Below are 12,729 nucleotides of genomic sequence, written 5' to 3'. Positions count from 1 at the left end.
GGGGAATCGTGTGTCGGGAGGAGCCGAGAAGTGGGCACAGGCGGGGCCGCGACGAGTTCTCCCGGCGCGAAACCGAAGGACCGCACCGAGATGCGCGACCTCGTCCTGATGCTCGTGCTGACGTTCACGACCGGAATCGTCGACGCCGGGGGCTTTCTCGGACTCGACACGGTGTTCCTCGGCAACATGACGGGGAACGTGCTGATCCTCGGCATGGGTGCGGCCGGGGCACATGGGCTGCCGGTGTTCTCGCTGGCACTCGCGCTCGTGGCGTTCATCATCGGGGCCGGGGTGGCGAGCTTGTTCCTGCGGTCGGGGCCGTCGGGCTGGAGTCCGAAGCTCCTGTCGGTCCTGGCGATCTCGGCGGTGCTGGTCGCGGCCACTGCGGTGCTGCTCGGCATCGAGCCGGGCGCGCATGCGGCGCAGATGTCCGCGATCGTGCTGACCGCCGGGGCGATGGGTATGCAGGCCGCGGCGGCGCGCCGGATCGGTGTCGCCGACGTGACCACCGTCGTCGTGACGTCGACGATCACCGTCTGGGCCATCGACATGTTCGCCCGGCCTGGTCGGGCGACCATCCTCAACCGGCGGTCGGCGGCGATCGTGGTGATCCTGGTGGGCGCCTTGGTGGGTGCGTTGTTGCTGAAGGTCGCGCTCTGGCTGGTATTCGCGGTCGCCGCGGCGATCGGTGCGGCGGTGGTGGTGTGCGGAGGAGTGCTGGTGAGGGCTGAGGCGCGGTGACGGACGACGATGGTCTCGACAGGCGCAGCCGCTTCGACGAGGACGGTCGTGAGCGCGTGCTCGTGGTCGTCCTGGCGGTCGCCGGCCTGGTGTCGACGGTGGTGCTGGCCTGGGTCCCCTCGCTCGTCGGGGCGGTGGCAGGCGGTTCCGGCGTGGTGGTCGGGGCGAGCAGCGCGGCCGGCTATCTCGCGATGATCTCGCTGGCAGTGCGGCCGCCGATGCGGTGGTCACCGGTGTTCCGGGTGGCGTGGATCGTCGTCGGCGTGTGCGTGGCCGTGGCGCTGTGGTCGGTGTTCAGCCCCGGCGAGGACAGCGTCGCGTCGTTCACGGCGGCGATGGCCGGACTGATGGCCGGCGTCGTGTTGATCGCCGGACGTGCCGTGCGGCGTCGGTAGGCGCGGAGCGGGTATGACCTTGTCCCGGAAACCGGGCACGAGACCGAACCGTCAGAACGGCAGCTGGTCGTGGAACCACCGGATGTCCGCACGCGTCAGCGCCCTGACGACCGTCCTGGCCTCCCACACCGGGGTGCTGACCGGTTGCGTCAGGTACAGCCCGTGGCCGGCTGCGACGACCCGGTCGTACTGACAGGGCCAGTTGACCTGTGAGGCGAGGTCGTCGAGGGTGTCCTTTCCGCGATCGAGTGCGCGGGCGACGTGCGATGGCGCAGGGAGGCGGTCGGACTTGCTGCTGTTGCAGCCCTGGCATGCGAGTACGAGGTTGGCGAGACCGTCGATGCCCACGCGCGACCAGGGCAGAACATGGTCGACGTGCCGGGACCGTCGGACCGCCGCGTTGCAGTAGAAGCAGGTCGGATCGAACGCCTCGGCCAGGGCATCGCCGGCGCGCTGAAGTGAGACCCGGTCGGCCCCGAACAAGTGCTCTGCCAGGTCGGGGCCGTCGTCGAGGAGGTCCCTGTTCATCCGGCGGACGTCGTCGATCCAGGCAAGCTGGAATGCGGGTTTGAGCAGTGGCGCGAGACGGGCCAGTGTGTCGCAGACCCACGGGAACAGCGTGAGCCTGTTCCCATGGTCGGCGATGCGCTTGAGCGAGTCCGTCCCCATCCAAGAGTCGTCGTAGAGGAACCGGACACCGGACTCGCCGGATGTGAGGTTCTGCAGGAGTTTCAGCGGATAGCGGACGAGAGTGCGCTTCACGACGGTGTGCGTGGAGCGGTACTCGTCCGGACTCGAAGCCGCAACGAGGTGGAGGCTGGGCGAGCGCTGGGCCGTCGTGGCCGACTCGCGTAACCGTGCGACGGCGTCGAAGACGACCCCCCGACCATCGGTGGACTGCCGGAGCCGCCGTCCATCGAGGGGACGCATCTGTCGCCAGTACAGCTCGATGACGCGGGTCGTGAGTTCGTCGAGGTCGATGTCCACCGCCGCAGCGGGATCTTCGGGCACCGACTCGACGGCCAGATCCAGCAATGCCATCAGAACCGCGAGTTTGTAGGTGGCGGTACGGCGTCCGTCCTCGAGGACAGCGACCAGCTTCTGACCGAGGGTGAGCGGATCGACGGACGATGGCACGGTCGGAGTCTATGGAAGTGGTGCCGTCGAGCGGGAGGCGACGATCAACTACCGAACGCCAGCATCCCCAGCAAGAGGGACCCGACGACGGCTCCGCCGATCACCGCACTGCCGAATCCCATCGCAGCACTACCGGTGTCGCTGCTCCCCGAGCCGTCGCCCGAGCCGTCTGCGATGCCTCCGTGCCGTGAGCACGCGCCCTGGCGGTTCTCGGCGTGGCTGTAGGTGCCGTCCTTGCATCGGATGCCCGTGGCCGAGCCATCCGGTCCTCGGGTGCAGGAACCCTCCGAATTTCGGTAGTACCCGTCACCGCAGGTGTAGTCGACCTGATGCACCAGTGGGGTGTCGGCATAGGCCGCAGGGCTTCCGAGGGCGGACGACCCGAGCAGCGAGCCGACCGTCAGGGTCAGGACCGTGATGACACCAGCGAGGACATGTCGAATTCTGCTCTTGCGCACGCGGCAATTCTCTACATGGACAGCGCGGGTGGAAGTTCTTCTGCACGATGCCGACCGAATTCGATCGAGCGGACGACAAGCGGCGTCAACCGATGAGGCTATGCCCGGAGACCGGGCACGAGATCAGACGATGCCCACGGTCTGCGACACCCCACCGGCGCTCCTCACATCCGGTTGCCGTTGCCGTTGCGCCCGCTCACCGAACACGACAGCAACCGGATCTCGGGGCGCAGAGACGACAGCGGCCGGCGAACACCACCGAGGTGCTCGCCGGCCGTCTTTCAGGTCCCGGCCGAACGGTCGCCGGGCCCGAGATCCGGTCAGGCGGGGATGATCTCCACCGGCACCGCGTTGCGCAGTGTGTGGCCCACCGGCGAGCTGGACTGCACCTTGGCGTGGAGCTCGTCGAGCTTCTCCTGCGGGGCGTCGGAGTCGATGGTGACCTTGGCGGTGATCGAGCTGAAACCGGCATGGCCCTCGGTGAGTCCGAGGAACACGCTCAGGTCGAGATCGCCCTTCAGGTCGATGCGCAGGTCCTTCAGCTCGATGCCGGCCAGTGTGGCGTTGGCGGCGTATCCGACGGCCAGGCAGTTGCCGAGCGCGCCGAGCAGCTGCTCGACCGGGTTCGGCGCGGTGTCGCCGCCACCGAGCGCGGACGGTTCATCGGAACCAATGGGCGCGAACCTCCGGATGCGTGCCTCCGACGCGAAGGCCCCGTTCCACTGAACGTGCGCCGCCCAGGTGGTCTGCGCCTCGGACTCGTCGGATCGGATGGCGTCGACGAGCTGCCCGACGGCGGCGATGTCGACGTCGTTGAGGCGGGTTGCGGTCTCGGTCATTGCACTCCTATGCGTGAGATCCGGTCGCGTAGAAGCTAACTGCCGGATGCCGGGGAGGCACCGTTCAGCATCACGGTGATCGCAACTCTTGGATGTCAGGACGCCGAATGATCGACGACCGCCACCGGGTACCTCGCGGCGTGCAGAGCCGCCCGGGTGACCGATGTGGTCCAGGCGGGGAACGCCACCCCCGACCGGGGGCGGCTGAGTACCAGCAGCGACGCGTTCGGGACGGCCTCGGCCAGTGACCGGTGCGGGTCGCCGTTGATGAGCTGGACGGTGCCCCGACGATCCGGGTAGCGCTGCCGCCACGGCACGAGGAGTGCATCCACGCGTGCGTACTTTTCGGAGATCTCTTCCGGCGCAGCGTCATCCGGGATCGCGCAGACGACGGTCACCGGCTGGTCGATCTCGCGCGACACCTTGAAGGCGGCCTCGAGGGCCTTCTCGGACGGCGCGTCGACGTCGATCGCGGCGACGACCGGACCGTCGAAGCAGACATTGCCGTACGGCACCGTGACCACCGTGCACTTCGCACGGGCGGCGAGCGTGGCGCTGACACTGCCGGCGGTGAGTCGCTCGAGCCATCCGGCCCGGTGGTGTCCCAGGACCAGGAGGGTCACCTTCTCCGAGACCTTCAGCAACAGCGGGATGGGCAGGTCGGGTCTGACCAGGGTGTCGACCCGCAGGAGCGGATTCTCCCGGCGCAGTGCTCCGGCGACGGCGTCCGCGCGTGCGATCGCGGCGTCGCGGATGTTCTCGATGTCGAACTCGGCCAGGCCCTGCGCAGTACCCGTGGGTGCGTACCCGTGGACCAGGAGCAGCCGCGCCTCCCGTCGGGTGGCCGCGATCGCCGCCCAGCGGGCCGCCGCTTCGGACTCGGGGCTGTGATCGAGCCCCACCGCGATGGTCGTCATCGTCTCGAGTACGACCTCCCCCTCCATGAACCGCTGCGACCGCGGGAACGGTTGCCTCACGCCGGTTGTGTGAAGAATGCTAGCCGGGGTGTCGGTGTTCGCAGGTCGGGGCGTGCAGCGGGGTGCGGCCGGAGGCGTGGCTCAGCAGGCGTTCGGCTCGCCGATCTGCACGACGGACAGGACCGCTTCGCCTTCGCCGAAAGGTCGGGATCGGCGTCGAGGCCGCGGTCTCGGCTCTGTCGTCCGGTGTCAACGAATTGGTCCGAACGGAGGAATCGGGCGCATCTGCGGTCGGTGCGGTGGTCTCGTCGCCCGGACGCGGTATAGCGTGCGGCAGGTCGAACCGATGGCGACTGGCGTGAGCACCGGGCTGTCGTGGTGTCCGGGGCTCGAGAACCGACAGCGGGAGGACGGTACGCGACATGCCGGTGGTGATCCCCGGGAACCCACGCTTCGCGTCGACCAGCGAGGAGGTGGTCTTCGATGCCCTCGTGGAGCAGCTGCTCGACGACGATCTGCTCGTCGTCGGACAACGCGTCACCGACCACGCGAAAGACCACGAGATCGACTTCGTCGTCGCGATCGAGGGCGCCGGGATCGTCTGCCTCGAGGTCAAGGGCGGGGAGATCTGGTGTGACGACGAGTCCTGGTGGCAGGGACGAATCGGCCGGCCCGACAAGCGGATCGACCCGGTCACCCAGGTCCGCGAGGCCTGCTACGCCCTGCGTGACTTCGTGGAGCACGATCCGCGCTGGACCAAGGGTCGCCTTCGCTGGGATCACGTCCTGGTGTTCCCGCACGCGGAGATGTCGCAGGGGTTCGCACTCCCGGATTGTCCGCGCTGGAAGGTCGTCGACCGGACCCAGCTGCACCAGATCATGCCGCTGATCCGGGATGTGTTGTTGCGGAAGGACTCCGACTGGCTCCCGATCGACGCCGAGGGAATCGGCCAATTGCGGTTGGCGCTGAGCGGGCGGGGTTTGCCGCAGCGTGACGTCGTGGCGAGGGCGCTCGAGAACGAGAGCGTCGCCGACTCGCTGACCTCGCACCAGGCGGTCATCCTGCGTGCCATCGACCAGTTGAATCGGGTCGAGGTCCGCGGCGGCGCCGGCAGCGGGAAAACCTTCCTCGCCGTGGAGCAGGCACGACGCCTCGCGAAGTCGGGCCGGCGGGTCGCGCTCGTGTGCTACTCGCACGGACTGGCGTCATACCTCGAAAGACTCACCTCCACTTGGAATCACAAGGAGCGCCCCGCCTACGTCGGTGAGTTCCACGAACTCGGTATCACCTGGGGTGCGGCGGAGGGCCCGGATGAGCGCGTGCGCACCGACGAGGCGCAGGAGTTCTGGGAGCACACCCTGCCGCAGCAGATGCACGCACTGGCGCAGCAGCTTCCGCCCGGAAAACGCTACGACGCGATCGTCGTCGACGAGGCGCAGGACTTCGCCGATGACTGGTGGAAACCGATGCTGGCGTGCCTCAGGGACGCCGATACCGGTGGCATCTACGTCTTCAGTGACGAGGCACAGCGGGTCTTCGCACGGCAGGGATCGCCACCCGTCGACCTGGTCCCGCTCGTGCTCGACCACAATCTGCGCAACACCAAACAGATCGCCGAGACCTTCAAACCCCTTGTCGGGCAGCGAATGCAATTGCACGGCGGCGAGGGGCCGGAGGTGGAGTTCATCGCGTGCCCGGCCGAGGAGGCACTCGACGTCGCCGACGATCAGGTCGATCCGTTGATCGACGAGGGTTGGCGACCCGAGGACATCGCGCTGCTCACCACCGGCAGTCGCCACGCCGAACAGAAGGCCCGGCAGGCCGAGGGAAACAAGGCGTACTGGGCATCGTTCTGGGACGACGAGCAGGTCTTCTACGGGCATGTCCTGGGCTTCAAGGGGTTGGAACGCCGAGTGGTGGTCCTGGCGCTCAACGAGACGGGAAGATGGGAGCGGTCGCGGGAACGCCTCTACGTCGGGCTGTCGCGAGCGCGTGACAAACTCGTCGTGTGCGGCGATCCGAAGTTCGTGCACGAGGTCGGTGGACCGCAGGTGGCCCGCCGACTCGGGATCGATTGCGCGGGCCTCGAGGGGTGAAGACCCGCCCTCGCCCCGAACTTTGCCACGATGAATGAAAATAACTTTCACACATAGGGATTCGTGGACGAATATCCTACTGAGGTTTGTTATGTGACAAGCCCGGTGGGGGCTATAGGACGGGTTATGGCCGCGCCTTATGCTCGGCGGTCATGAACCTCAGACGTGCCCTGTGCGCAGGCCTCGTGGCCACATCCGTCCTTGTCGGTGGCGTCGGATTCATCGGCTCGGAGGCTGCCGCCGCACCTGCGACCCGTTGCGTCCCCGCGTCGACGCCGGAGTCCGAGCAGCACCTCGCGGACCTCACCGACGCGTCGAAGATCAAGACCTACGACGATGCGCGCACGGCGATCAGCGACCTGCGCGAGGAATTGAGCACCTCCGGCAACTACCTCGGTACCTTCCCGATCGCCTTCGACAACATCCTCGACCTCGTCGGCCCGAGTATCGAGTCGGGGATCTACGAGGACCCCGAATGGGCCTCCGACCTGGCCATCGAGGTCGTGCGCCGGTACGTCGGCAACCTGCACGAGTTCGTCACCGGTGGCAAGCCCCAGGCGCACTGGGCCGAGGCGTTCGCACTCACCGAGAAGTGCGACCGCAGCCCCGGTCGTGTGCTGCTCGGGCAGATCTTCGCCCACCTCGTCGTCGATTTCCCGTACGCACTCGAGAACATCGGTACCAACGCCGGCCACACGCGCGACTTCTACACGTTCGGTACCGCGCTCGTCGACGCCACCCCGACCATCGTCGGCGACGTGAAGCGCACCTACGGTGTCGACCTGCATCCGCTGTTCACGGCGTGGTTCCTCGGCGACCTGATCGGGGACAGCCAGGCCACCACGCTGCTGTTCCAGTCGACGCGCACCGCCGCACTGGTCAACAGCTTCGGACTGCAGAACCCGGTGACGCGCGCAGCGACCGTCGCCGAGATCGACGCTCTGTTCCACACCTCGCTGTTCGCCCTGGACCAGATGGAGAATCTCGGCCAGATCTGATCCTCACGAAACGGGTCGAGCCGGTGGCCGCGGGGCCGCCGGTTCGGCACGTCTCTTCAGTTCGTCACCAGGAGATCTCGACCTCGATCTCGCCTTCGGCCTCGCCGCTTTCGAACTCGACCTTGAACTCCACCTCCGCGGGCACGTCGATGCGGATCGTCTTGTTGTTCTGCACGTACGACACCTCGTTGTGGCGGGCGATGGCATCGGCGAGGGCGTGGAGCCGTCGAGCCGCTTCCTCGCGGGTCAGCCTGGTCCTGGTCTCGTGCTCGAACAGTTCGTCGCTCATGGGTTCATCTGAACCGATCGCGAACACCGGGTCAAGAAGTCGGGCGCGGTCTGTGCGGCGTCTGTTCGACATCCACAGGCCACCCGGAGTTCGCCGCCACGCAAGGCGGATACCCGAGTCTGGCGGTCATGAGCGGAGGAACACGACAGAATTCGCTGCCTCGACGAACCGTCCTGCGCACGATCGGCGCGGGCTCGCTGCTGGTCCCGATCGGGCTCTCGGCGGCCGCCTGCGGATCGTCTGGTTCGGGGTCGCCGGGACTGCGACGGTCGCGCCCCACGTTGACCCACGGTGTCGCCGTCGGCGAGGTCAACACCGGGGGTGCGCTCGTCTGGGCACGATCCGACCGGCCGGCGACGATGCTCGTCGAAGTGGCATCGGACGAATCCCTCCGTGACGCCAGGAAGCTCCGGGGTCCGGCGCTGACCCCGGCGACCGACGGCACGGGCCGTCTCCGGGTGGCCGGCCTCGAACCGGGGCGGACCGTTCATTACCGCGTGACCCTCGAAGGCGAGGACGGAGCAGTCGGGGAGCCGGTCGCCGGGACCTTCACCACGGCCCCGGTCACGCAGGGCGACATCCGATTCCAGTGGTCCGGCGACGTCGTGGGTCAGGGCTGGGGCATCAATCCCGACCTCGGGGGAATGACGATCTTCTCGACGATGGCAGATCGCAACCCGAACTTCTTCATCCACTCCGGCGACGCGATCTACGCCGACAATCCGGTCGCACCGACCAAGAAGCAGAACAACGGAGAGACCTACAGGAGCCTCACCCATCCCGCGAAAAGCCATGTCGCGCAGACGCTCGACGACTTCCGAGGCAATTACGCCTACAATCTGACCGACGAGAATCTCCGACGATTCGTCGCCTCGGTCCCCCAGCTGGTCCAGTGGGACGACCACGAGATCGTCAACAACTGGTTCCCCGGCGAGAGCCTCGAGGGGCAGGGACGCAAGGGTTACCGCGAGATGAGCGTCGACGTGCTGGCGAAACGGGGAAGGCGGGCCTGGCACGAGTGGCAACCCGTCGACGACTCGACGGCGGAGCGCCTGTACCGCAAGGTGTCCTACGGCCCGTTGCTCGATGTCTTCCTCCTCGACATGCGCAGCTACAAGGACCCGAATCCCGACGCGTGGTCGAAAGACAACGTCGACGGTGTGCTGGGCCGCGCACAGACTCGGTGGCTGATCGACGGATTGAGGTCGTCGACCGCGACCTGGAAGGTCGTGGCCAACGAACTGCCGCTGAGCATCGTCGTCGCGGACAAGAACACGACCCCCGACAGCGGGCCGACGTCGATCGAAGCCGTGGGACAGGGGGACGGCGGCGATCCCCTCGGTCGCGAGATCGCGTTCTCGCGGATCCTCTCCGAGACCAAGGGCGTGCCGAACATCGTCTACCTCACGGCCGACGTCCACTACGCGGCGGCGATCTCCTACGAGCCGGATCGTGCCCGGTTCAAGAACTTCGCACCCTTCTGGGAATTCGTGGCGGGACCGTTGCACGCCGGGGCGTTCCCGTCGAGTCCACTCGACGAGACATTCGGTGCGAAGTACGAGTTCGTGCACGCCCCGGACGAGGATGACGTGTCGCCGGCGGAGGGATACCAGCACTTCGGCGAGGTGGTCATCGATGGCAGCTCGAAGGTCATGACCGTCGATCTGCTCGACGCCTCCGGGAACGTCCTCTATCGCAAAGAGCTGACGCCGAGGGGCTGAGGATCCGGGATCAGGCCGCGGGGTCCGATGCTAGAAACGGTGACGACGAGGAGCGTCGACGAAGGGAACCGTCCGCATGGAACCGATCCGGGTGAGCGCTGTGGTGATCCGGGACGCCGATGGTCGGGTGCTGACGGTCCGGAAGCGGAACACCAGCATGTTCATGCTGCCCGGCGGCAAGCCCGACCCCGGGGAGGGCCCCGCTGACGCAGCCGTGCGTGAGTGCTTCGAGGAGCTCGGGGTCGCGATCGAGGTCGGTGATCTGCGCGCGCTCGGTGAGTTCGAGGCGGCTGCGGCGAACGAAGCCGGTCGGCGGGTCGTCGCGGACGTGTTCGAGCACCCATATGTGCATGTCGACGCGCCGAAGGCCGAGATCGCGGAGCTGGCCTGGCGGGGTCTCGAGGACGAGACCGTGGCGCCGCTGCTGCGGGATGCGGTGTTCCCCGCTCTGCGGGCCGGGAGGCGGTGACTTCGCGCCCCTTCTCGCTCGGGGTCGGCCGATGCGGCTCCGGCCGGGGTGTTGCGGCAGCCTGCGTGCTCGGCGCCACATCCTTGGTTGCAGTTCTGTACTTCACCCGTACCGCGGAACCCGATGCCCCGTCACCGGATGTACCGAAACGCGCTCGAGCGTATGGATCATGAGCCGACACCTCGTCGGGCTCTCGCCGAAGCCGGCTGAAGAGCTCCTTGGATATCCGGACGCGGCGGCTCCTCGTCGAGCCCGAGAACAACAGGGAAGGATCGCACGGTGAAAGTGCCAACCATCGTGACGGCTGCGTGCGTGATCAACCGAGGTGATCTTATTCATAAGACCGGGTTGGTCGTCCTCGAAGTCGCGAACCCGGGTCAGGTGAGTGCTGAACTCGCGCTTCTGAAAAGAGTGACGTTCGCAGACAGGCAGAAACATATCGAGGACGTGACCGGGTGTCCCACCAGCGATCTCGGGGTGTCCATCGAGACTCCGGCACGGTGGCGGAGCGAGAGAAGCGCCGAGGTGGTGGCGAGCATCCAGGTCGGATCGCCCGCCGCTCAGCAGTGAGTAAGTGGGGGGGGTGGTCGAAACCCGGGTGACGGGATGCAGTACCGTGTTCGCAGCAAGGCCCTGTGGCGCAGTTGGTTAGCGCGCCGCCCTGTCACGGCGGAGGTCGCGGGTTCGAGCCCCGTCAGGGTCGCCAAAGTGCAGACATGGTCTGCGTGCATCTAGTTCCCGAGCGGTCGCAGGAACTCCCCGGTGACGCCCACGGCCGGTGCCGACGATCCGCCTCCCACGACCAGCGTCGCGAACGCGAGGTCGCCGACGATGCCGGCGAACCAGCCGTGCGGGTTCTTGTTGTCGCCGTACTCGGCGGTTCCGGTCTTGCCGCCGAGGCCCGGGACGTCGCGGAGCGCGGTCGCTGTTCCCCGGGTGACGGTGTCACGCATCATCTCTCGCAGCGGTCCGGTGACCGTTGCGGGAATCCCCTGCGGAGCGACATCACCGGTGGTCTTCCGGCCGTCGACGAGCACGGGCGTCACGGTCTCGCCGCGCGCCAGGCTCGCCTCGGCCAGCGCCAGGCCGAACGGACTGACCGTCACCGTGCCCTGGCCGATGCCGTTCTCGACGCGCAGAGCCGGGGAATCGGCGACGGGAACCCTGCCGGTCACCGTCGTGAGGCCGGGGACGTCGTAGTCGGCGCCGATGCCGAACCGGCGTGCCATGTCCGTCAGCGCGTCCTCGGGCAGCTTGTTGGCCAGTGCGCCCATCGAGGTGTTGCAGGATCGGGCGAAAGCAGTTGCGAGTGGCACTGTTCCGAGATCGAAGGAGTCCTCGTTGGGGATCGTGCGGCCCTCGATCGTCGTGCGACCGGGGCACGGCACCTGCGACGTGGGTTGCACGACCCCGTCGGCGAGCGCGGCGGCGGTGGTCACCGTCTTGAAGGTCGATCCGGGCGGATAGAGCCCGCTGAGCGAGACGGGCCCCGACTTGTCGGCGGCGTCGTTCTGCGCCACGGCGACGATCCCGCCGGTGGACGGTGCGATCGCGACGACCATCGCCGGCCTGCGCTCCGTGTCGACGGCGCGCTGCGCCTGGGTCTGGATGTCGCGGTCGAGCGAGGTGCGCACGGGCGGGGTCGGGTCGGGCTGTTTCGAATCCACGAGGTGTGCCGCGGAGCCGTCGGTGCCGACCAGCAACACCGACCAACCCGCGGTTGCGTCGATGGTTTGGCGCCAGACCTCCTCGAGCCCCGACATCGCCGGGGAATGAAGGGATTTCGTCGCACTGAGCAGGGCCCCCTGCTCGGATGTGGTCACCCCCGGGATGGACTGGACGTTGCGTTGCACGCGCTTCCAGTCGGATTCCCGCAGTCTGATCACGTTCTGCTTGGCCGCGTCGTTGCCGTCGAACAGCTTTCGGATCCCGGCACCGGTCATATCCGGTTCGACGGGGCGCAGCGCCCTGGCCAGCGCGTCCGACGAACCGATCTGTGCGCGATCGAGGTCGACGAGCGAGACGGCCTGCCAGGTCATCAGCGGCTGTCCGTGGACGTCGAGAACCGGTGTGCGATAGGCGCGGTCGTCGCTGTATGAGAACGTCTGGCCGTCGCGGAGATGACGGTGCAGCACCGCTGGTCGCCAGCGGATGCGCCAGCCGGAGGCGCTGTCCACCAGCGTTGCATCTGTCTGGTATTCGACGGTGTCGTCTCGGATCTGCCAGCGGTGTTCGAGCGTGGCGGTCACCTGCTTGTCGTCGACGAGGTCGGCTGAGACGCTCAGCTTCGGCGTGGATCCCATGCCGTCGAACATGGACTGTATCGCGGCCCGGGCGGCTGCGGGGTCGTCGGTGAGCTCCGCGGCCGCGGCGGCGTCACCCTTCTGCAGGTTCTCCGCGAACGAGCGCAGTGTGTCCTCTGGCGAGTCGGAGAAGAGTGAACACCCCGAGAGGGTGCCGATGGCCAAGACGAGCACGCTCAGGACCGCCGGCCACCGACGCTTCAGGCGGCCTCTTGTCAACCCGACGTGGTCTTTCTCGGGCCCGGGGACGATGTTTCGCGGGTTCCTGGTGAGATCCACGGTCTCCAGAGTGGCACGGATTTTCTGTTGGTTCCGCAACGCCGTCCGTTTCTGCGGTTCTCCGCTGGTGGGCGGGTGGGCCACTCG

General features: G+C 67.5%; 13 protein-coding genes and 1 tRNA gene. 8 read left to right on the top strand and 6 right to left on the bottom strand.

Annotation, left to right across the window (positions count from 1 at the left end):
• Positions 1-90 precede the first annotated feature (90 nt).
• Together ABFT43_RS14615 and ABFT43_RS14610 are read left to right on the top strand one after the other, a co-directional pair.
• A complete protein-coding gene (locus tag ABFT43_RS14615) occupies positions 91-741 on the top strand; it encodes a YoaK family protein (protein ID WP_347961244.1) in 651 nt (216 codons plus the stop codon).
• A complete protein-coding gene (locus ABFT43_RS14610) occupies positions 738-1,136 on the top strand; it encodes a rhomboid family intramembrane serine protease (protein ID WP_347961078.1) in 399 nt (132 codons plus the stop codon). The genes ABFT43_RS14615 and ABFT43_RS14610 overlap by 4 nt, the downstream gene beginning before the upstream one ends.
• 51 nt (positions 1,137-1,187) lie before the next feature.
• Here the strand turns inward: ABFT43_RS14610 and ABFT43_RS14605 are convergent, their stop codons facing one another.
• From ABFT43_RS14605 to ABFT43_RS14590, 4 genes are all read right to left on the bottom strand, one after another.
• Positions 1,188-2,273, bottom strand: a complete 1,086-nt coding sequence (locus tag ABFT43_RS14605) for an HNH endonuclease (RefSeq protein WP_347961077.1) — start codon at positions 2,271-2,273, stop codon at positions 1,188-1,190.
• Positions 2,274-2,317: 44 nt separating this feature from the next.
• A complete protein-coding gene (locus ABFT43_RS14600; RefSeq protein ID WP_347961076.1) occupies positions 2,318-2,731 on the bottom strand; it encodes a DUF3761 domain-containing protein in 414 nt (137 codons plus the stop codon).
• Between the two features lie 320 nt (positions 2,732-3,051).
• Positions 3,052-3,570 (bottom strand): OsmC family protein, encoded by a 519-nt coding sequence (locus tag ABFT43_RS14595; RefSeq protein WP_347961075.1) that lies wholly within the window; start codon positions 3,568-3,570, stop codon positions 3,052-3,054.
• 95 nt (positions 3,571-3,665) lie between these two features.
• A complete protein-coding gene (locus ABFT43_RS14590; RefSeq protein WP_347961074.1) occupies positions 3,666-4,547 on the bottom strand; it encodes a universal stress protein in 882 nt (293 codons plus the stop codon).
• Positions 4,548-4,909: 362 nt separating this feature from the next.
• Between ABFT43_RS14590 and ABFT43_RS14585 the strand changes: the two genes are divergently transcribed.
• On the top strand, positions 4,910-6,583 hold the full coding sequence (locus ABFT43_RS14585; RefSeq protein ID WP_347961073.1) for a nuclease-related domain-containing DEAD/DEAH box helicase: 1,674 nt from the start codon (positions 4,910-4,912) through the stop codon (positions 6,581-6,583).
• A 152-nt stretch (positions 6,584-6,735) separates the two neighbouring features.
• A complete protein-coding gene (locus ABFT43_RS14580; protein ID WP_347961072.1) occupies positions 6,736-7,581 on the top strand; it encodes a DUF5995 family protein in 846 nt (281 codons plus the stop codon).
• Between the two features lie 64 nt (positions 7,582-7,645).
• Here the strand turns inward: ABFT43_RS14580 and ABFT43_RS14575 are convergent, their stop codons facing one another.
• The gene (locus ABFT43_RS14575) at positions 7,646-7,870 is read right to left on the bottom strand and encodes an amphi-Trp domain-containing protein (protein WP_347961071.1); all 225 of its coding nucleotides are present in this window, start codon (positions 7,868-7,870) and stop codon (positions 7,646-7,648) included.
• 128 nt (positions 7,871-7,998) lie between these two features.
• On the opposite strand from ABFT43_RS14575, the gene ABFT43_RS14570 reads away from it, so the two are divergent.
• From ABFT43_RS14570 to ABFT43_RS14555, 4 genes are all read left to right on the top strand, one after another.
• A complete protein-coding gene (locus ABFT43_RS14570) occupies positions 7,999-9,591 on the top strand; it encodes an alkaline phosphatase D family protein (protein ID WP_347961070.1) in 1,593 nt (530 codons plus the stop codon).
• Between the two features lie 76 nt (positions 9,592-9,667).
• Positions 9,668-10,060 carry an NUDIX hydrolase gene (locus ABFT43_RS14565; protein WP_347961069.1) on the top strand — a complete coding sequence of 131 codons (393 nt, stop codon included), beginning with the start codon at positions 9,668-9,670 and terminating at the stop codon, positions 10,058-10,060.
• A gap of 279 nt (positions 10,061-10,339) precedes the next feature.
• Positions 10,340-10,630 (top strand): hypothetical protein, encoded by a 291-nt coding sequence (locus ABFT43_RS14560; RefSeq protein WP_347961068.1) that lies wholly within the window; start codon positions 10,340-10,342, stop codon positions 10,628-10,630.
• Between the two features lie 59 nt (positions 10,631-10,689).
• A tRNA-Asp gene (locus tag ABFT43_RS14555) sits at positions 10,690-10,766 on the top strand.
• A gap of 25 nt (positions 10,767-10,791) precedes the next feature.
• On the opposite strand, the gene ABFT43_RS14550 is transcribed toward ABFT43_RS14555, so the two are convergent.
• The gene (locus ABFT43_RS14550; protein WP_347961243.1) at positions 10,792-12,537 is read right to left on the bottom strand and encodes a penicillin-binding transpeptidase domain-containing protein; all 1,746 of its coding nucleotides are present in this window, start codon (positions 12,535-12,537) and stop codon (positions 10,792-10,794) included.
• Positions 12,538-12,729 lie beyond the last annotated feature (192 nt).

Origin of the sequence: Gordonia aurantiaca, assembly GCF_039939235.1 — a bacterium.
Classification (GTDB): domain Bacteria; phylum Actinomycetota; class Actinomycetes; order Mycobacteriales; family Mycobacteriaceae; genus Gordonia.
Note: the sequence above shows the minus strand (reverse complement) of the source record. Positions and strands in the feature narration are given on the sequence as shown.